Annotated in this window: 16 protein-coding genes; 10 read left to right on the top strand and 6 right to left on the bottom strand. The window is 41.7% G+C overall.

Annotation, left to right across the window (positions count from 1 at the left end):
* Positions 1-174: 174 nt before the first annotated feature.
* Positions 175-693 carry an HAD hydrolase-like protein gene (locus BV375_RS22130; RefSeq protein WP_086764266.1) on the bottom strand — a complete coding sequence of 173 codons (519 nt, stop codon included), beginning with the start codon at positions 691-693 and terminating at the stop codon, positions 175-177.
* Between the two features lie 589 nt (positions 694-1,282).
* On the opposite strand from BV375_RS22130, the gene BV375_RS22135 reads away from it, so the two are divergent.
* Positions 1,283-3,367: a tetratricopeptide repeat protein gene (locus BV375_RS22135; protein ID WP_086764268.1), complete on the top strand. Its 2,085-nt coding sequence runs from the start codon at positions 1,283-1,285 to the stop codon at positions 3,365-3,367.
* 52 nt (positions 3,368-3,419) lie between these two features.
* Here BV375_RS22135 and BV375_RS22140 read toward each other — a convergent pair whose 3' ends face one another.
* Both BV375_RS22140 and BV375_RS22145 read right to left on the bottom strand, forming a co-directional pair.
* Positions 3,420-4,013 carry a DUF2231 domain-containing protein gene (locus BV375_RS22140; protein ID WP_086764270.1) on the bottom strand — a complete coding sequence of 198 codons (594 nt, stop codon included), beginning with the start codon at positions 4,011-4,013 and terminating at the stop codon, positions 3,420-3,422.
* The gene (locus BV375_RS22145; protein ID WP_086764272.1) at positions 4,010-4,504 is read right to left on the bottom strand and encodes a DUF2231 domain-containing protein; all 495 of its coding nucleotides are present in this window, start codon (positions 4,502-4,504) and stop codon (positions 4,010-4,012) included. Before BV375_RS22145 ends, BV375_RS22140 begins: the two co-directional genes overlap by 4 nt.
* Before the next feature lie 539 nt (positions 4,505-5,043).
* On the opposite strand from BV375_RS22145, the gene BV375_RS22150 reads away from it, so the two are divergent.
* Positions 5,044-5,856, top strand: a complete 813-nt coding sequence (locus BV375_RS22150; protein WP_086764274.1) for an SDR family oxidoreductase — start codon at positions 5,044-5,046, stop codon at positions 5,854-5,856.
* Positions 5,857-6,121: 265 nt separating this feature from the next.
* A complete protein-coding gene (locus BV375_RS22155) occupies positions 6,122-8,242 on the top strand; it encodes a glycogen debranching N-terminal domain-containing protein (RefSeq protein WP_086764276.1) in 2,121 nt (706 codons plus the stop codon).
* Here the strand turns inward: BV375_RS22155 and BV375_RS22160 are convergent.
* Entirely contained in the window at positions 8,239-8,703 is a 465-nt protein-coding gene (locus BV375_RS22160; protein ID WP_086764278.1) for a cupin domain-containing protein, read from the bottom strand. The genes BV375_RS22155 and BV375_RS22160 overlap by 4 nt on opposite strands.
* Before the next feature lie 358 nt (positions 8,704-9,061).
* Here BV375_RS22160 and BV375_RS22165 point away from each other — a divergent pair, with 358 nt between their 5' ends.
* Both BV375_RS22165 and BV375_RS22170 read left to right on the top strand, forming a co-directional pair.
* A complete protein-coding gene (locus BV375_RS22165; RefSeq protein WP_086764280.1) occupies positions 9,062-10,180 on the top strand; it encodes a Gfo/Idh/MocA family oxidoreductase in 1,119 nt (372 codons plus the stop codon).
* Positions 10,181-10,217: 37 nt separating this feature from the next.
* Positions 10,218-10,685 (top strand): YbhB/YbcL family Raf kinase inhibitor-like protein, encoded by a 468-nt coding sequence (locus tag BV375_RS22170; RefSeq protein WP_086764282.1) that lies wholly within the window; start codon positions 10,218-10,220, stop codon positions 10,683-10,685.
* A 118-nt stretch (positions 10,686-10,803) separates the two neighbouring features.
* Here the strand turns inward: BV375_RS22170 and BV375_RS22175 are convergent, their stop codons facing one another.
* The gene (locus BV375_RS22175; RefSeq protein WP_086764284.1) at positions 10,804-10,986 is read right to left on the bottom strand and encodes a hypothetical protein; all 183 of its coding nucleotides are present in this window, start codon (positions 10,984-10,986) and stop codon (positions 10,804-10,806) included.
* A gap of 329 nt (positions 10,987-11,315) precedes the next feature.
* Between BV375_RS22175 and BV375_RS22180 the strand changes: the two genes are divergently transcribed.
* The 3 genes from BV375_RS22180 (at position 11,316) to BV375_RS22190 (ending at position 15,224) form a co-directional block, all read left to right on the top strand.
* The gene (locus tag BV375_RS22180) at positions 11,316-13,076 is read left to right on the top strand and encodes a Rieske (2Fe-2S) protein (RefSeq protein WP_086764286.1); all 1,761 of its coding nucleotides are present in this window, start codon (positions 11,316-11,318) and stop codon (positions 13,074-13,076) included.
* A gap of 117 nt (positions 13,077-13,193) precedes the next feature.
* On the top strand, positions 13,194-14,237 hold the full coding sequence (gene lpxD, locus BV375_RS22185; protein ID WP_086764288.1) for a UDP-3-O-(3-hydroxymyristoyl)glucosamine N-acyltransferase: 1,044 nt from the start codon (positions 13,194-13,196) through the stop codon (positions 14,235-14,237).
* A 495-nt stretch (positions 14,238-14,732) separates the two neighbouring features.
* Positions 14,733-15,224: an Hsp20/alpha crystallin family protein gene (locus tag BV375_RS22190; RefSeq protein WP_086764289.1), complete on the top strand. Its 492-nt coding sequence runs from the start codon at positions 14,733-14,735 to the stop codon at positions 15,222-15,224.
* A gap of 133 nt (positions 15,225-15,357) precedes the next feature.
* Here the strand turns inward: BV375_RS22190 and BV375_RS22195 are convergent, their stop codons facing one another.
* Entirely contained in the window at positions 15,358-16,263 is a 906-nt protein-coding gene (locus BV375_RS22195) for a CoB--CoM heterodisulfide reductase iron-sulfur subunit B family protein (protein WP_086764290.1), read from the bottom strand.
* Between the two features lie 410 nt (positions 16,264-16,673).
* On the opposite strand from BV375_RS22195, the gene acpP reads away from it, so the two are divergent.
* Both acpP and fabF read left to right on the top strand, forming a co-directional pair.
* Positions 16,674-16,925, top strand: coding sequence for an acyl carrier protein (gene acpP, locus BV375_RS22200; RefSeq protein ID WP_086764291.1), 252 nt, complete (start codon positions 16,674-16,676; stop codon positions 16,923-16,925).
* A 119-nt stretch (positions 16,926-17,044) separates the two neighbouring features.
* Positions 17,045-18,292, top strand: a complete 1,248-nt coding sequence (fabF, locus tag BV375_RS22205) for a beta-ketoacyl-ACP synthase II (protein WP_086764292.1) — start codon at positions 17,045-17,047, stop codon at positions 18,290-18,292.
* Positions 18,293-18,555: the final 263 nt, after the last annotated feature.

Here is an 18,555-nt window from a genome sequence, read left to right on the forward strand (position 1 = left end):
ATAATAGTCTGTCTTGTCCTTCTTTGCTTCCACAATATTAGACCTGAATCCTTACCATTGAGAATACATGGAAGACCAAGGCTTAAGTTCTAAACCTTTTGATTTTTAATTAATTAGTTTAAAAAATACCTGGTTACTTGCCAACGATTATAGCGATCGCTGTACATCTGTAATTTAAGAACTCATTGTCGCCTGATGTTGCTTAAGCCAATCTCCGGCCCATTGAAACTGAACTCTAGCACGACGAGCAGCAGCCTCATCTTCGGGGCGATCGCCCACATAGCATGTATTTTCTGGGGTGTGTTTGTGCCGAACCATCGCTAGCTGCAACATTCCGACTCCGGGTTTACGGTAGTATCCAGACCACTTGGTTTTACTGTGGTTATGGACATTATGGCGGGTGACACGGAAACACTTCTTGCCTTCAAAGTCTGGGCAAAAGTAGATTTCTCTTAATTCTGGGAATAACTCAAGCGTGTACTGCTGTTCTTTGATGCATTCTTGGATAGATTTGTAACCAGCAGCAACTCCGCCTTGATTGCTAATACCAACAATGATCCAATCATCTTTGTAAGCACCAACAGCAATGTCAGCACCCTCAATAATTTGTTGGTCTTGAGGATTTTGGAAGTATTGCTTGCCGCTCAGTGGTTCTCGGATTGTGCCGTCTAAGTCTAGTAGTAATAGACTCATTATTTCTATTGATAATTACCCCTTCTACTTTAATATCTTAAATTGCAGACTATTACCTCACTTCTAGCTAACGGCAGGCAATACTGGGGTGCTTGTTCGTCCTCTAGATTGAATGAAGGATTAAATTGATGTGATACATTGATTACAAAAGTTTTGCCAAAAACCCTATTAATCACCAAACAAACAGAACCAATGTTAGTTGGCTGATAGATACTTTTATCCCAAAGCAAGCACTTGTTAGCTAGAGGAATCCGATTTGATTATTGAAAAAATCTACGTATATTTCAAAAATCGAGGATGAATTCTATACCAAACAACACTTTAACAACAATTTTGCTATTCATCTATTGACTGCTGAAGAGATTCGATCTGTATAAGTATTAATATTTACCTCTGATTTACCTATGGTATACCTCTAGGTGGAAATTAAACAACTAAACTTTTATATAGACATTTAGTAATTCAATATCCAAAAGCTAATAATTCCCTGCTTGCTGCTTCTGCTAATATTTCACAACTTAATAATCTGTTATAGATTGGAGAAAGATACGCCGCTTTAAAAACTGACCAACAGATAGGGATGGTTTTTATGAAGAGCAAAAATCCAGTCGTCTACGCTTTAGTTTTGCAAAGCGTTATGATCTTTTCACCTTTGCTGCTGTCTAATGGTAAAGTCATTGGGCAAACTACACCATCTTTATCCCCAGCAGTAACATCTACTCCGCTAATATCGAATCAAGAGCGGGAAGAATTGGTAAGACTACGAGCAGAAAAGCAAATTCGAGATGCAGCCCAATCTGATTTTGAGCGTAACTTTAGTCGTACAACCATGCTATTTAATATCTGGCTAGTTTTATTAAGCTTGTTTCCTGTGGCCGTAATTGCTTTATTTTGGCTGTTACGACGGGTAGCAATTCGGGAAATCGTTAATAAGGCTATGTCACAGCTAGAAGGCGTGGAAAATTTACAAACCCAGCTAACTCTTGTCAAGCAAGAAGCTGAAAATGCTATTCGAGAAGTTAAACAACTAACTAACGAATTAGGCAAAGAAACTGAAAATCTACAACAAAAGATTAAAATTGAGCAAGCTAATTTATCTATAATTACATCTGATTTGGCGACAACAAAAGATAATATAATCAATCAGCTAGAATCAGAAATTAAAATTATTCGTAATAATCTAGAAAATTTAGAGGCTGAATTTGCTGCTCAATTATCAAAATTGCAGTCTGAAACTCAAAATGAGAGTAATCTAACTATTGAGCATTTCGGCAAATCGGTATCTGATATATCAGAGCAATTATCTCAACTGTTAGTAACTGCTGAACAACAAAAAGATGTAATTATTGAAAATTTGGATAAGTCTAAAGATGAATTTACGTTACATTTATCTGAATTGCAGTCTGATACCCAGAAAGAAAAAAATATATTTGTTAAAAGTTTAGAGAATTTACAAACAGAATTTGCTAGGCAGATTTCAGAACTACAGGTAGAAATTCAGAAACAGAAAGATATAAAGCTATCCAACATCGAGGAAACAGAAAGCCTATTCAACTCGCAAATATTGGAATTACAATCTGACACTCAACAACAAAAAGATAAAATTATTGAAGATTTAAGAAAATTACAGTCAGAGTTTGTGAGTCAAATAGCTGAGTTACTGGTGGAGGCTGAAAACCAAAAAGCGCTAATTGTTGAAAATTTAGAAAAATCAGGCTCAGAATTTACATCTCAATTCTCAGAATTACAGTTAAATGCTCAACAACAAAAAATTCTAATTTTAGAAAAACTAGAAAAATTAGAAACGGAGTTTGTATCGCAACTTTCGGAGATACAATTAGATGCTCAACAACGCAAGGATTTAATTCTCGAAGAACTGACGGAAATTAAACCGCCATCGATTTTAGATGAGACAAAATTTGAAGTTGACGAAAATGTTCAGGAACCGTCGCAATCACAAGAAGTATCTGTTAATGAATACATTGAACAGGGAAATCTGCTGTTTAGTGAAAAGCGCTATGCAGATGCGATCGCAGTTTACAACCAAGCAGTCAAAATCCAGCCAGATAACGCCGTTGCTTGGTTTAAACAAGGTTTAACTCTAGCCAGGTTAAAACGCTACCCAGACGCGATCGCTTCCTATGATACAGCTTTAAAAATCAATCCTAATGACCATCAAGCTTGGTGCGATCGCGGTGTTGCTTTTGGTAATTTACGCAAACATCAACAAGCTTTTGTCTCGTTTAATCAAGCCACTAAAGTCAAGCCTGATGATGCAGTTGCTTGGATGAATCGCGGCTTGGCTTTGATCGAGTTGGAAGAATACGACGAAGCGATCGCCTCTTTTGACAAAGCAATAGAAATTAAACCAGACTCCCCCAAAGTTTGGGATAAACGCGGCTATACTTTGGTGCGGCTAGGACGAGATGACGAAGCGATCGCCTCTTTTGATAAAGCACTAGAAATTAAACCAGATTATGCCAGTGCTTATTACAATAAAGCAGCCTGTTATGCATACCAAAGAAAATTAGAATTAGCTTTGGAAAATCTCCAACAGGCGATTGATTTGAACCCAAAATATCAGGAAGATGCCGCAACAGATATTGATTTTGATGATATTGCTAAAGAGCAATCTTTTATCAAGTTAATAGGAGAGAAATTCGTTAATGAATAACCGCATCTCCTAACCTTTGACTACTGTAAAGCGATCGCTCTTCTGATGCTACTTACTTCAGGTTTCTGCCTTCTTGGAGTAATTGTGCCGCAGTAACGTGAATCCCAAATTCTTCTCCTAAATGTGCTCCCAGTGTTCCGTGAACGTACAACAGTCCTAAGATTGCAATCCCTGCTAACAAATAACTCCACTGCACCTGTCTAGAGACATTTTTGCGCCAACGATAGCGCTGCAAACCTCGCCACACAGTCATAGCAACAATAATCGCCAACAGCAACAGACCACCCAAGCCATGTAAAAGCATTGTCCAATCAGCAGTTAATCCCCAATCACTCTTGTGATTAACGGCTGGGTTTGCTAGCAATAGCTCAAAAAATCCAGCAGCAACAGTGAAAAATGTAATCGTAGCTGCTGCTAGTAAGTTATACCAGCCAACATCAAATAAACTAGTGCGCAGAGTCGCCAAACCCAGAAATTTAAAGATTTTTCGTTCTAGAGGAAAAAATGCTCCGGCAATATCAAAAGCGATCGCAATGATGAACAAACCCAAGGTTAGATGTACCAACTGCGGATGTATGGGAATTTCGTAAGGTAATCCGTTACCATTTAGCTTCAATCCCAACTGCTCAAATAGTTGCCCGTTCATGGCGTGACTCCCTGTTTCATCGCTTCCACCACAGGCGCTACATGCAAACCGTATACCCAAAACAGCTTACTTCCCAGATATACCTGCAAGCTAACCAAGCAAATTAAAAACGTGGCTGCACCCAGATAAGCCGGGGGAAGCTTCAGAGGATTGCGATTGCGAATCACGAATCGCCAAGCTGCGATCGCCACAACAATAGCTGCCAGCGACCAACCGACAACTGTATGAAAATTTAGAGTAGGTTGGACTGCTGCATAAGTATTCGCTATACCTGCCTCAAACTGACCAAAGATTACCGCTACAAAAATTGCGATCGCAGCAACAAACATATTCCAGAAACTTACTTCATACAAACGATGGTTGCGGGTGAAATAGCCTACTACATCACAGAAAAAAGAAAAAAACACCATCGCAATTACAAAGTGAACAATGATCGGGTGTAACGGATCGGGGTAAGGAAGATTTTGGCTATTAAGAGGCAGGGAGGGCATGAATTTCTCCTGACGGCACAAAGATAATCAACAATTACTTATGTTCACCATTACCACATCGAAACTCTGCTTCAAATTAATATTTAAATAGCTAAAAATTTATTTCTTATGCCTATTATTCAACCAATAATTTATTTTAAAATAAATCTTTCTTAAGGTAGATGTTTAAACTTTAATATGTTTCCACGTTAACATCATTATATATTATATCTTTGTCATCAAAATGACATATAAATGACATAAATTCTGAATAGAAATAATTTATTAGAAAAAATATTTTAGTCCACCCATTAATTTAAAAATAGAAAGTATACGTCTTTAGATAGAATAAAAAACTAACCATTTTTTTATAAAAGTAAATAATAAATAATTGTTATTCTTCCACAGCTATCTTCCAAAGTTCATGAATATAAAATTAAATTACTTATGAGTTAAATATAGTTACTTTTTTAAAGTTATTCCAAAACTTGCGTAAACATTTACATTTCGGCTGCTGCTTAAAATTTTGTTGGATTAGTCTAAAAAAATTGAAATTGCTTATGAGCTATTCTCCTTATCTGCTTAAAGGTCAAAAAGCACTAATAACAGGTGCTAGTTCGGGGATTGGTGAAGCGATCGCTCGCTATTTAGCTGCATCAGGAGCAGCAGTAGTAATTAACTATCATTCTGAAGCTGAAGAAGCCCAAAAAATTGTTGATGATATTAGAAATGCCAAAGGTGAAGCCATTGCCATTCAGGCTGATGTCAGCAAAGAAAACGAAGTTCAGGCAATGTTTAGCCAAATGTTAAAAGAGTTCGGTACTATTGACATTTTGGTAAATAACGCAGGTTTACAAAAAGATTCGCCTTTTGTAGAAATGAGCCTTAACCAATGGAATACAGTCATTGGTGTAAACCTCACAGGACAATTTTTATGTGCGCGAGAAGCTGGGCGGAAATTCTTGCGTCGCGGTGTCCAGCCTCATATTTCATCCGCCGCTGGTAAGATTATTTGCATTAGTTCAGTGCATGAAGTAATTCCTTGGGCTGGCCATGTCAATTATGCTGCTAGTAAAGGCGGTATTAATATGTTGATGCGGAGTATAGCTCAAGAACTTGCACCTCATAAAATTCGTGTTAATAGTATTGCCCCTGGTGCTATCAAAACTCCGATTAATAAATCAGCTTGGGATACTCCACAAGCAGAAGCAAATTTACTAACACTGATTCCGTCTAAACGTGTGGGTGATGTAGATGATATCGCCAAAGCAGCAGTTTGGTTAGCTTCTGATGACTCCGATTATGTCAACGGTACAACATTATTTGTAGACGGTGGCATGACTTTGTACCCAGGCTTTACGGCGAATGGTTAGTAGTTAGGCTTACACAACTGACACATCTATCTTGTGAGATAACAATCTCAATTTAAGTTCTCTTATCTTTCTTGCCTCTCTTGTCCTTCTTGTGATTCTGCCACGGCAATTGCTTTAAGGCATCAAGTAAAAATAAGTAATGCGAGCCGAAAAGCTCGCGCGGGCTTTCCGGCCTGCACTACAAATATTAAATTGTTCAACTTATTTTTACACGACTCCTAAGTCTGGCGACCGAACGTACTGCCTCCTCTACCTACTACATTCTATGCCCACAAAAGTTACTATCAACTCAGGTTTAATCACCATTAACGATGGTTCCTCTTTTTTAGTAACAGCTAGTGATGGTTCCGTCGATGACAATCAACCCCAAGGTTTTTTTGTTCGTGACACACGCTTAATTTCTTACTACGAGATTTCCCTGAATCGCTATAAACTTTTGCTGTTAGCCTCTAGCAACATCAGCCATCATAGTGCACTTTATCAATTTACTAATCCGCAACTGGCTACTATTAATGGTGATTTACCTTCTGGTAGTTTGCTAGTGACAATTCGGCGTGACATTGTGGGAGGAATGCATGAAGATATCGACATTACTAACCACCATTCACAACCAGTTGAATTTCAACTGATGTTAGCGATTCGTTCGGACTTTGCAGATATCTTTGAAGTGAAAGCCAAGAATATTCTGACGCGAGGCGAGACAGCAACAACATGGAAGGATGGCATACTTTCTACCGAGTACCGTAACGGTCCTTTCTTGCGAGGTATTGTTACAGAGGCGATTTGTGCCAGTTCTAAAGTTAGCTATGCCAATGGTCGTTTAATGTTTGATGTGGCGATCGCTCCTGGTAAAACATGGCATACCTGTATTAATTTTACAGCCTTAGCCAACGGCAATGTTCTTAAACCTCAAGATACCTGTGCTGTGTCTCACAATACAATCGCTGCCCAAGTTAGAGATGAATTTTTGCTGAATGCGACAAAGTTGCGATCGTCCAATGCTGAGATTACAGCATATTATCAACAAGCACTCATCGATTTGGGAGCATTGCGAATCGAGGTAGATGACAACGGACATAAATTTTGGATGCCTGCTGCGGGTATTCCTTGGTTTGTTGCCGTCTTTGGGCGTGACTCAATCATCGCCAGCTTGCAAACGATGGCAGTGTATCACGAATTTGCCCGTGGTACTTTGGTAAGACTAGCTCAGTTACAAGCAGCTGAGTTAGATGACTGGCACGATGCCGAACCGGGTAAAATGTTGCATGAATTGCGACGGGATGAGTTAACTAAGCTACAACAATTACCGTATAATCCCTATTACGGAACCATAGATACCACCATCCTTTGGATTGTAACTCTAGCTGAAACTTATAGCTGGAATGCCGATATTAATATGCTAAATGAGTGCCTCGCACCCTTAGAGAAGGCACTTCAGTGGATTGATAAATACGGCGACTTTGATGGCGATGGGTTTGTTGAATATTTAACTCGTTCTAAACAAGGATTACGCAATCAAGGCTGGAAAGATTCGGGCGACTCAATGGTTTACCCAAATGGCCAGTTAGTTGAACCGCCAATAGCTTTGTGTGAAGTCCAAGGCTATGTCTACGATGCTTGGCAAAAAGCAGCTTTAATTTATGAAGTCTGGGGAGAACAAGAGCAAGCAAATAACCTACGTCAAAAAGCAGAAAAACTCTATCAACAATTTAACGATCGCTTTTGGATGGAAGATGAAGGCTTTTACTGTCTAGGCTTAGACAACAACAAGCAGCAAATTCAATCAATTACCTCAAATCCCGGACACTTACTTTGGTCTGGTATTGTACCCCAAGAACGAGCGCAAAAGCTCTTAGAGCGACTATTTCAAAAAGATATGTGGTGTGGTTGGGGTGTAAGGACTCTTTCTGCTCAAAACCCAGCTTATAACCCGATTAGTTATCAAAGGGGTAGTGTTTGGCCTCACGATAACTCAATCATTGCCTCTGGATTAAAGCGATATGGCTACCACGATGCAGCTAATCGCATTGCTGAAGGCATTTTTGCGGCTGCTAGTTATTTTCAAGCTGGGCGGATGCCAGAATTATTTGGCGGAATTGAACGCCAAGATAATAACTTTCCAGTTCCCTACCCAGATGCGAACATCCCGCAAGCATGGGCAGCTGGCTCAATTTTCTTACTGCTGCGCACTATTTTAGGACTTGAAGCCAATGCACAAGCGCGAAAGTTAAAGGTAAAACCCTCGCTACCAGAGTGGCTACCCGATTTAGAACTGACAAATCTCGCTGTGGGAGACGCTAAGGTTGCATTGCGTTTTTGGCGAGAAAAACAACAAACGCGATGGGAAGTTACCCATTTAGAAGGTGAATTACAAGTTTATGATTAAGTCTCTACTGGCTCCTGGTCAAATTGCCGCATCAACTCTATTAAAGCTTCCCGGTCTGGTGTTTGCCCATCCTTGAGGAGTTTGGCTAAACCCTCAAAATACTTTTCACGTTCTCCGGCGGGACAAAACATAATTAATAACTTCGCAGATTTTGTTGCCCGGTTAGCAAATGTGTGAGGCGTACCACGTGGAACTAATACAAATGCTCCTGGTTGACCCTGTATTGTTTGATTCCCAACCTGAATTTCTACTTCTCCCTCTACGACATAGAACATTTCTTCCATGTGGCGATGAATATGCAATATCGGCGCGGTTCCTCCTGGTGGAAGCACATTTTCAAACAATCCCAAGTGACCATGAGTATCAGCACCAACCGCCTTGAATATGACTTCGCTATTACCAATTGTCAGGTGAGTGCCTTCTCCTGGTGCTAGTACAATTTCTTGAATGGGTAAACTCATCTGAACTCCTAATTTAAGTACCCAAACCCTTTTGTTAGCAAGCGGCTATAGATTCGCTTGCTCATTTATCCAACACAAGTTTAATTTTTAAAATTCTGTGCAAGCTACTGGGAAGCATAACAGACTCCGCAATTATCTGAATCAATCGGTAGGAGGATGGAGCTAAAGCTGTAAATTTTTAACTTTAAGGCAGACAACTCTCTCTAGCAAAGAAAAATGCTGGTTGGGCGAAACTTGCTCTAAATTAAGAGTCTTTGCAACATTGCGGAGGTTGACATTAACTTAGCGTTTTTTGCCTTCACCTAGAAGTTGTAGAGGCGTTTGTTAAAAAACAAGTTGTTTATCAGGAGGTTAAAAGATGGCAGCTACAAACGGGAAGCGCAAAATTCGTTACGCCGTTGTGGGATTAGGTTGGATTGCCCAGGAAACTGTGCTGCCTGCTTTTGCCGAAACTGAAAATTCACAACTAGTTGCCTTGTTTTCCGAAGACCAACTCAAGCGTGAGGAATTGGGTAAGCAGTATGGAGTCAAGGCTTATTGTTACGATGACTATGACAACTGCTTAAAAAGTGGCGAAATTGATGCAGTCTACATTGCATTGCCCAACCATCTCCACTGCGATTACACTGTGTGGGCAGCAAACGCTAAAGTTCATGTGCTTTGCGAGAAGCCAATGGCTGTAACAGAACAAGAGTGCGAACAAATGATTCGTGCTGCTAAAGATAATCGCGTCAAGCTGATGATTGCTTATCGTCTGCATTTTGACCAAGCAAATATGCAAGCAGTAGAGCTTGCTAATTCTGGCAAAATTGGTGAACCCCGGATTTTTAACTCAGTATTTTCGCAGCAGGTTGCGGAAGGCAACGTTCGCTTAGAGGCAATCTCTAATGGTGGTGGTACTGTTTACGATATGGGTGTGTATTGCATCAATGCTGCCCGCTATCTGTTTCGGGATGAACCAAATGAAGTTTTCGCCTTCAGTGTAAGCAAAGACGACAAGCGCTTTGATGAAGCTGACGAAATGACAAGTGCTATTTTGCGTTTCCCAAAACAGAGATTGGCAAACTTTACTTCTAGCTTTGGTGCTGCATCAGCTTCCAGCTTAGAACTTCTTAGCACAAAAGGTAATTTACAGATGGATTCACCATATAACTATGTGGGAGAACTGAAGCATAAAATCACCATCAACAATGAGACACAGGAAAAATCCTATGCTGCTGGCAATCAGTTTGCCGCAGAAATTACCTATTTCTCTGACTGCATACTGAATAACAAAGAACCAGAACCATCAGGTGAAGAAGGGTTGGCAGATGTTCGGATTATTCGTGCTATTTACCAATCAGCACAAACAGGTCAGCCTGTGCAATTGGGTGAGTTTAAGCGCCAGCATCGACCATCAGCCCAGCAAATTATTCAGCGTCCTGAGGCTGAATCGCCAGACTTAATTCATGTAGCCGATCCTACGGGTAAGTCGTAACGAGGAACTGGGGAATAGAGGCTAGGGATTTGGAAATATGGAAATCAGAAGTTCAGCTTTCTTTATCGGCAATACGATTCCATTTAAATACACTTGCGATGGAGACGATATCTCTCCGCCAATATATTGGGAAGACCCTCCGCAAGGGACACAGAGTTTTGCTTTGATTTTAGATGACCCAGATGCACCTAAACAAACTTTTACCCACTGGGTTGTCTACAACATACCTGCTGATAACCGCGAACTACCAGAAGGCATTACTCAAGAGCCTAAATTAAAAAATGGTGGTGTGCAAGGAAAAAACAGTTTTGGTAAGTTAGGTTTTGGGGGACCTTGCCCACCTCCGAAACACGGCGCTCATCGTTACTTTTTCAAAATCTTTGCTTTAGACCAATCGCTTGATTTACCTCCAGGTGCAACTAAAGAAGAACTATTGCAAGCGATGGAAGGTCATGTGTTGGATAAGGCTGAAGTTATGGGTCGTTATGCTAGGGAGACTGAGTAGCGAATATAACTAATTAATTGGGGCATAGAGCATGGGATTTCGATACCCCATTCGCTATGCCCCATACTAGAGATGAGACGACAACTAGTTGAAGTGCAGTAAAGACAAGAATGAAATTCTAAATAGCTGTATCTTCTCTGCCTATCTGTTGGCGAATGGTATCAATAGCTGCATTAATACCAGCCAGCCTGGACTCTAAATCATCTCGCATCCAAGTTAGGAATTTTAGTTTATGCTCTAAGCGAGATTTGCGCGAAATAGGTTCGCCACCATAACAGTAATTGCCCCAAAAAGGAAACATAGTTAGCCTCTCTATTTAGCCGAGTAACAGTGCAGAATTTTGCACCACCACATTACATTCTGGCTAATCACAATCAGACAGATGGTGTAACGACCGATCCATTTCTTGCGTGTTTAGCGAACTCTAGCCTTTCTATAAGATGTAAGGACAAAACTAACAAAAATAGCAATTTTTTAAAAAATTTATAATTAACCGTCCATAAGCGCCGATAAAGTTGATTTAAGCAAAAAGTGTACTTAACAAAAATTAAGGTAGTATAGCTGCTCAAACAGTTGAAGTTCGCCACAGTGGAGATAGCAGTTTTTATCTCAGTTTTCCTGGCAACTTAAATGACTCAAATATCTGAAGCTCCAACCCATATAGACCAATATGTTCGTGTTGCTAAACTTGCAGATGTTCAAAAAGCAGGTAGCTTATTGGTTCGCAGCGAAAACCACACCATAGCGCTGTTTTATTCTCATAATCAAGTCTATGCAATTGATAACCGTTGCCCTCACATGGGCTTTCCTCTTCACGGTAGTACTTGCAAAGATGGTATTGTTACCTGTCCGTGGCACTATGCCCGCTTCGACCTTGCTAGTGGCGGAACGTTCGATTCCTGGGCTGATGATGTCCCCGCCTTTCCTGTTGAAATTCGCGATGAGGAAGTTTGGGTAAATCTTGCCCCTCCAGCTAACCTCCATGCTCACCACCGCCAGCGTCTTCAAGATGGTTTGGAACAGAGTATTTCGTTAGTGATAGCTAAATCAACCGTCGCCTTACTAGACATGGGGACGGATCCTACTGAACCATTCCAAATGGGATTGGAATTTGGCGTTCGTTATAACAAGGCGGGATGGAGTACAGGCTTAACCATTCACACTTGCATGATGAATCTACTGCCTTATCTTGATGCAGAAGACAAACCCCGCGCTCTTTTTCAGGGACTTTCAGCGGTAGCTAATGACAGCGCGGGTGCGCCACCTCAGTTTGTGGTTCACCCATTGCCCAATTCCAATGTTGACTTAAGTACCCTGAAAAGCTGGTTTTGCCAGTTTATTGAGGTACGGGATAGTGAAGCGGCGCAAAGGTGTTTGGTAACAGCAATACGCATCGGGGCTACTTCCGAGCAAATTGCAGATATGCTGTTCACGGCTGCTACAGACCATCGCTACATCGATATTGGTCATACAATCGACTTCATCAATAAGGCGTTGGAAGCACTTGATGCTGTTGGCTGGCAAGGAGCAGAGTTAGTTTTAGCGAGTCTAGTTTCTGGTTTAGCAAATGCTTCTCGCATGGAAGAGTCAAATTCTTGGCGCTACCCTGTAGATTTGGTGGCAATTTTGGCGTCTACTTTTGAGCAGCTACCTACAGCATTAGCTACAGGACAATCTCGACGGGGAACTTGGTCTGGTCAAGACGAATTAGTACCAATTTTACTAGGTGAAGATCCACAAGCGATCGCCAACTCTCTACTCAATGCCCTGCAATCGGGTTGTACTGAGGAGCAGTTAGCTAGTGTAGTTAGTTATACTGCTGCTCTGCGTGTAGCTCGTTTCCACACCAATAACGACTTTAGCGACTGGAATTCTGCACACCATCCATTCACCTTTGCCAATGCAGTGCATCAAGGATTGCGACGAGTGCCTTCAATGGAACTGCTGCGAGGTGTGTTTGATGCTGCTATGAGCGTCTATTTAAATCGGTTCTTGAATGTGCCACCAGCAAGACTTCCAGAACCAAAAGACCTCGTACAAAATCCCGAAGAATTGCTCAAGCAACTACCAGATTTATTGGATCGTCAGCAGCAAGTAAATGAGGCTGGTAAGTTAGTGGCTCGTTATTTGTACAGTGGTGGTGCTGTTGAACGACTGATGGCAATGTTGGGTAAATTGATGCTGCGAGAAAATCGTGATTTTCATGTGATTCAAGAAATAGAAGCAGCTTTTCGGCAATATACCCTGTTGGATCAAACTGCTGGTATTCACGTACTGGTAGCGGCAGCACGGTATTTAGCAGCACATTCACCCACAATGCGATCGCAAGGGCAGACCTATCAAATCGCTGATAGATTACACAAAGGCGATCGGTTATTTGAGGAGTCTTAATTTCTCAGTGTCCTCTGTGGTTAATTTATTTCTGGGAAATCCCTAAATTATGAACATCTTGCTGACAAAGAGCGACAATTATCTTGCCTTCATAGATGATTCATGAAATAAATAACAATGAAATTCAGCGAAATTGTTAGCCGACTTGGAAACATCGTTACCGACCATAGTCTTACCACCAATCAAAACGATGACCCAGATATTACAGGGTTAGCAGCTATTGATGAAGCTACCAGCGGTACTCTCAGCTATGTAGAAGGGCCAAAATTTTTTTCTTGGGTAAGTAAGACAAATGCTAGTGCATTAATTTTGCCTCAGGACAAAACATTACAATTGCAGGCACAAGAACGTGGTGTTGTCTGGATAGCCACACCAGAACCGCGATTGTTATTTGCTAAAGCGATCGCACTCTTCTACCAACCATACCGTCCGACTGCGGAAATTCATTCAACTGCTGTAATTCACCCCACCGCAGAAATTGGTAGCGATGTTTATATTGGCCCTCATGTGGTAATTCAGCCACGGGTGAAAATTGGCAATGGTGCAATTATTCATCCTAATGTGGTGATTTACCCAGATGCTATCATCGGCGATCGCACTACTTTACACGCCAACTGTACCATTCACGAACGCACTCAAATTGGTGCAGATTGTGTCATTCATAGTGGTACCGTCATTGGTGCAGAAGGTTTTGGCTTTGTTCCTACCCGTACTGGTTGGGTAAAAATGGAACAATCTGGTTACACTGTTTTAGAAGATCGGGTAGAAGTTGGCTGCAACAGCGCCATTGACCGCCCAGCCGTCGGAGAAACACGCATAGGTCGAGATACAATAATTGACAACTTAGTTCAAATAGGTCATGGTTGCAAAATTGGTGCTGGCTGTGCAATAGCTGGTCAAGCTGGGATGGCCGGAGGCGTACAAATTGGCAATCGCGTGATCTTGGCTGGACAAACAGGAATTGCCAATCAAGTCAAAATTGGTGACGGTGCGATCGCATCTGCTCAAGCTGGCATTCATAACGATGTTGCACCTGGAGAAATTATCTCTGGTACTCCCGCCATTCCCCACAAAGTATATCTAAAAGTATGTGCCATTTATAACCGCCTGCCAGAAATGTATAAGTTGCTCAAACAACTGCAACGCCAAGAACAAAAATAAGGAGTTAACCATACTCAGTGCTAAGTAATAAATGAGAATCCTCCCTCAGTACTCAGCACTATCCATTAGACTTCTTGCAAAAATCCGAATAAGAATAAAAAAACCACAGATAAACGCAGATGAACACCGATATTTATCTGTGTTTATCTGTGTTTATCTGTGGTTCGATATTCAAAAAATTGACTTATGCAAGAGACTTCATGAGTGCAACTCACAAGGAACAATGAAAATGTTTTTTCCTCCTGCCTCCTGCCTCCTGCCTTATTTTCAAGGCAGGTCTGTTGATAACTCTTTTCTGGGAAGCACTACTACCCTAAGTAGGGTTTCCCCTAATAACTAAATTTTTGTTTTATTTCAATATATAGACATAGGCGATCGCAAAGCGCTAACCAAAAAAATAATTCTTGGTTTTTCACGATTTCCTTTGCTAAATTACCAATTACTCGAATCCCAAATTTAGTTAATAGTACTGGTTCTCTGGAGGTTAATCAACTTATGGTATTAGTTCGTTGGCAACCCTTCTCAGAAATGGAAAGTCTTCGGCGTCAAATGGATAGAATGTTTGACGAATTAGGGGGAGTTAACTCTCAAGCTACACAAACTTGGACTCCAGCAATTGAATTGCAAGATACTAACGAAAGCCTGATTTTGCGAGCCGAAATTCCAGGAATTGAAGGTAAAGACTTAGATGTTCATGTAACAAGAGAAGCAGTTTCTATTGCTGGTGAAACCCGGCTACAACGGAACACAGATGAACGCGGTTATTTCCGTTCTGAATTCCGCTATGGTAAATTCCAAAGGATAGTTCCTTTACCTGTTCCCATTCAGAACGATCGAGTACAAGCCGAGTTTAAGAATGGGATTTTGACATTAACACTGCCTAAGGTAGAAGAAGTCAAACAAAAAGTAGTCAAAATTAATTTGGCTGAGAACAAAGGAGCGTTCGCAGGCTCAGAATCGAAAGAAACAGTTGATGTCTGGTCTTAACTTGACCAATAGCAAAATTTGCGATCGCCTTTAACCAAACTCATTAATATAAACACTTAAAATTAGGGTAGGCAAATAGCCACCCTAATTTGCTTATTGACTACACTCAGCAATAGGTACTCAGGACTCTTCATTAAAAGCCTAATTTTTCTAACACTGGTTTTGTCGAAACAATGTGACGTTCCAAACCCAATTCTTTTGGACTAACTCCTAACGCTAAAGCAATTAATTGGGGTAAATGTAACACTGGTAAACCCAGTTTCTTTTCAATTACCTTTTCGACCTCTGGCTGACGAGAATCTAAATTGAGATGGCATAGAGGACAAGGCGTAACTAAACAATCAGCACCAGCAGCCAAAGCGTCTTGAATATGCATCCCCGCCATCTTAAAAGATTGGGTAGTGGCGTAGCTGGCTAAAGGCCAACCACAACATTGGGTACGACCTCGATAATAAATTGGTTCTGCACCTACTGCCCGAAAAACATTTTCCATCGCTTCTGGTCGGAAAGGGTCATCATAGGGCATGGCTTGTTGAGCGCGGAGGAGGTAGCAACCATAAAACGCCGCACATTTTAGTCCAGTCAACTTGCGGGTGACACGTTTGGTAATTTCTTCCAAACCATAATCTGTTACCAAAGCATAGAGAAGATGTTTAACTTCTGTACTACCGCGATATGGTAAACAGCCTTCTTTCGCCAGCAAACCATTAACTTGCTCAATATATTCCGGTTTTTTTGTCTGACATTGTTTCAGACGTTCATCGACATGACCGATAACACCTTGACAAGTGCTGCAATGGGTAAGTAAGGGTAAATTTAACTCTTCTGCTAAAGCAATATTCCGGGCATTAACAGTATCTTCTAATAGTTGAGAATCTTCTTTAAACGTGCCCGAACCGCAGCAAGCAGCTTTTTTCAGTTCAATAAGTTGAATGCCTAATGCTTGGGTTAAAGCTTGAGTTGATTGGTAAAGCTCCCGACAAGCACCTTGGGCAACACAACCAGGAAAATAAGCGTATTTCAGTGTTTGAGATAGCATATAAGTATATTTGTTTGAGGGCAACAGCTCTCAAAAATCAATTTTTGATCTTCCCTTGCCAGTGTAGCTTGCAAGGCTATGTATCCGGATTTGGACATTGTAAAAAAAATCAGTAAGAATTGCAAAATAGACACATGTTTACAGCGTATGCGTAGGCGTAGCCCGTCGTAGACATCGCTTTGCGGTTTCTGTTGCCTAACCTTGCTTTCTCTAACGTTGGGCAACATTAGGGACTATCGCATAGGGCACTCTATGACCCAACCATTCCACAAAAGAATGGCAAAAGGGTTTGCTGTCAGAAAATTCTTCGGCAGTATACGGGCGATCGCGCTTTCCGATAAGATGTATATGCTCAAAACAATGTCGCCGATAAAGAGCAGATCGTAGCAACTGGTTAAGGACTTTTATCTATGAGCCAAACGGAAGTTTTTGAAAGAGTTAAGAAAGTCGTCGCTGAACAACTGGGTGTTGAGGCTGAAACTATCAGACCACAATCCACGTTTATTGACGATTTAGGAGCTGATTCCCTAGATATTGTGGAACTAGTAATGGCTTTTGAAGAAGAATTTGATATTGAAATTCCCGATGAAGCCGCCGAAAAGATTTTATCGGTTCAAGAGGCAGTGGATTATATCAACAGCAAAGCTGCTGCATCTGCCTGAAAAGCTATTGGGGTCGAGGCTTGGGAATTGGGGAGCAGGAAAAACTCCATTCCCTGGTTTCTAGTCCCTAATATCTAGTACTCCCTTTTTGCTGCTTTCTCGCCACCTTTAACTTAGTCATGACAGATTATAAACGTAAACGCGTTGTGGTAACTGGTGTTGGCGCGATTACACCAATTGGCAACACACCAGCTGAGTATTGGCAAGGATTGTTGAGTGGTCGTAATGGCATTGATTACATCACCTCTTTTGATGCATCTCGCCATGATTGCCGCATTGCTGGTGAGGTAAAAAACTTCGATCCACATGATTACTTGGACCGCAAAGAAGCCAAGCGCATGGATCGGTTTTCCCAATTTGGGGTTTCGGCTGCAAAACAAGCTGTATCTGACGCACGTTTAGCAATTGATGAACTGAATGCAGAACAAGTGGGCGTCATTATTGGTTCTGGCATTGGTGGACTGAAGGTTTTAGAAGACCAGCAAACAGTTTACCTCAACCGTGGACCCGATCGCTGTAGTCCGTTCATGATTCCGATGATGATCGCCAATATGGCAGCCGGATTAACAGCTATTCATACCGGAGCTAAAGGTCCCAATTCTTGTTCTGTGACTGCTTGCGCCGCTGGTTCTAATGCCATAGGGGACGCTTTTCGCCAGATTCAATGGGGGTATGCCCAGGCGATGATTTGCGGAGGGTGCGAAGCGGCGATTACACCCTTGGGTGTAGCTGGATTTGCCGCAGCAAGGGCACTTTCGACTCGCAATGACCCGGCTAATGCTTGCCGTCCGTTTGACCGCGATCGCGATGGATTTGTCATGGGTGAAGGTGCGGGAATTTTGCTGCTAGAAGAACTAGAACACGCCCTGAATCGAGGCGCTCGCATTTATGCGGAAATGGTCGGTTATGGGATGACCTGTGATGCCTATCATATGACCTCCCCAGTCCCCGGGGGGTTAGGAGCAGCCAGAGCCATAGAATTAGCGCTGAAGGATGGGGGGCTAACCCCAGAGATGGTGAACTATATCAATGCTCACGGCACTAGCACCCCAGCTAATGATTCAACCGAAACCTCCGCGATGAAGAAGGCCTTAGGCGACCACGCCTATAAGGTAGCCATCAGCTCTACCAAATCGATGACAGGTCATCTTTTGGGTGGTTCTGGAGGTATTGAAGCCGTAGCAACAGTACTGGCCGTCGCCAACGATCAAGTTCCACCAACAATCAATCTAGAAAATCCCGATCCAGATTGTGATTTAGATTACATTGCTCACGCTAGCCGTGCTCAAAACGTCCAAGTGGCACTATCTAATTCTTTTGGGTTCGGCGGTCACAATGTCACGCTAGCCTTTAAGAAGTACGTCTAAAAATCTCCAATTCATCAGCTGGTCGCTCTGCTGAAAGTTGGTGGCAAAAGTATCATCAATATCATTTCCAACTAAACCAAGGGTTCAAAACGACCCATTTATTAGCTGGATTTATCACCGCAACCTCAAGATATCCCGCTTGTCCATCAACAATTGGGAATGGGATGATGAGGATAGGGGGAAAGTGAAAACAACAAGGCAATAAAGTGGGAAAAAATTTATGCCCCTTTTTGTCTCCCCGGTAAGTGAGCTACCAAGAGTGC

The sequence above is a fragment of the Nostoc sp. 106C genome (assembly GCF_002154725.1).
GTDB lineage: Bacteria > Cyanobacteriota > Cyanobacteriia > Cyanobacteriales > Nostocaceae > Aulosira.

Bases quoted from the DNA above. Each gene is read 5' to 3' on its own strand.
- BV375_RS22130 (WP_086764266.1), bottom strand. From the start codon at position 693: ATGAGTCTATTACTACTAGACTTAGACGGCACAATCCGAGAACCACTG.
- BV375_RS22135 (WP_086764268.1), top strand. From the start codon at position 1,283: ATGAAGAGCAAAAATCCAGTCGTCTACGCTTTAGTTTTGCAAAGCGTT.
- BV375_RS22140 (WP_086764270.1), bottom strand. From the start codon at position 4,013: ATGAACGGGCAACTATTTGAGCAGTTGGGATTGAAGCTAAATGGTAAC.
- BV375_RS22145 (WP_086764272.1), bottom strand. From the start codon at position 4,504: ATGCCCTCCCTGCCTCTTAATAGCCAAAATCTTCCTTACCCCGATCCG.
- BV375_RS22150 (WP_086764274.1), top strand. From the start codon at position 5,044: ATGAGCTATTCTCCTTATCTGCTTAAAGGTCAAAAAGCACTAATAACA.
- BV375_RS22155 (WP_086764276.1), top strand. From the start codon at position 6,122: ATGCCCACAAAAGTTACTATCAACTCAGGTTTAATCACCATTAACGAT.
- BV375_RS22160 (WP_086764278.1), bottom strand. From the start codon at position 8,703: ATGAGTTTACCCATTCAAGAAATTGTACTAGCACCAGGAGAAGGCACT.
- BV375_RS22165 (WP_086764280.1), top strand. From the start codon at position 9,062: ATGGCAGCTACAAACGGGAAGCGCAAAATTCGTTACGCCGTTGTGGGA.
- BV375_RS22170 (WP_086764282.1), top strand. From the start codon at position 10,218: ATGGAAATCAGAAGTTCAGCTTTCTTTATCGGCAATACGATTCCATTT.
- BV375_RS22175 (WP_086764284.1), bottom strand. From the start codon at position 10,986: ATGTTTCCTTTTTGGGGCAATTACTGTTATGGTGGCGAACCTATTTCG.
- BV375_RS22180 (WP_086764286.1), top strand. From the start codon at position 11,316: ATGACTCAAATATCTGAAGCTCCAACCCATATAGACCAATATGTTCGT.
- lpxD (WP_086764288.1), top strand. From the start codon at position 13,194: ATGAAATTCAGCGAAATTGTTAGCCGACTTGGAAACATCGTTACCGAC.
- BV375_RS22190 (WP_086764289.1), top strand. From the start codon at position 14,733: ATGGTATTAGTTCGTTGGCAACCCTTCTCAGAAATGGAAAGTCTTCGG.
- BV375_RS22195 (WP_086764290.1), bottom strand. From the start codon at position 16,263: ATGCTATCTCAAACACTGAAATACGCTTATTTTCCTGGTTGTGTTGCC.
- acpP (WP_086764291.1), top strand. From the start codon at position 16,674: ATGAGCCAAACGGAAGTTTTTGAAAGAGTTAAGAAAGTCGTCGCTGAA.
- fabF (WP_086764292.1), top strand. From the start codon at position 17,045: ATGACAGATTATAAACGTAAACGCGTTGTGGTAACTGGTGTTGGCGCG.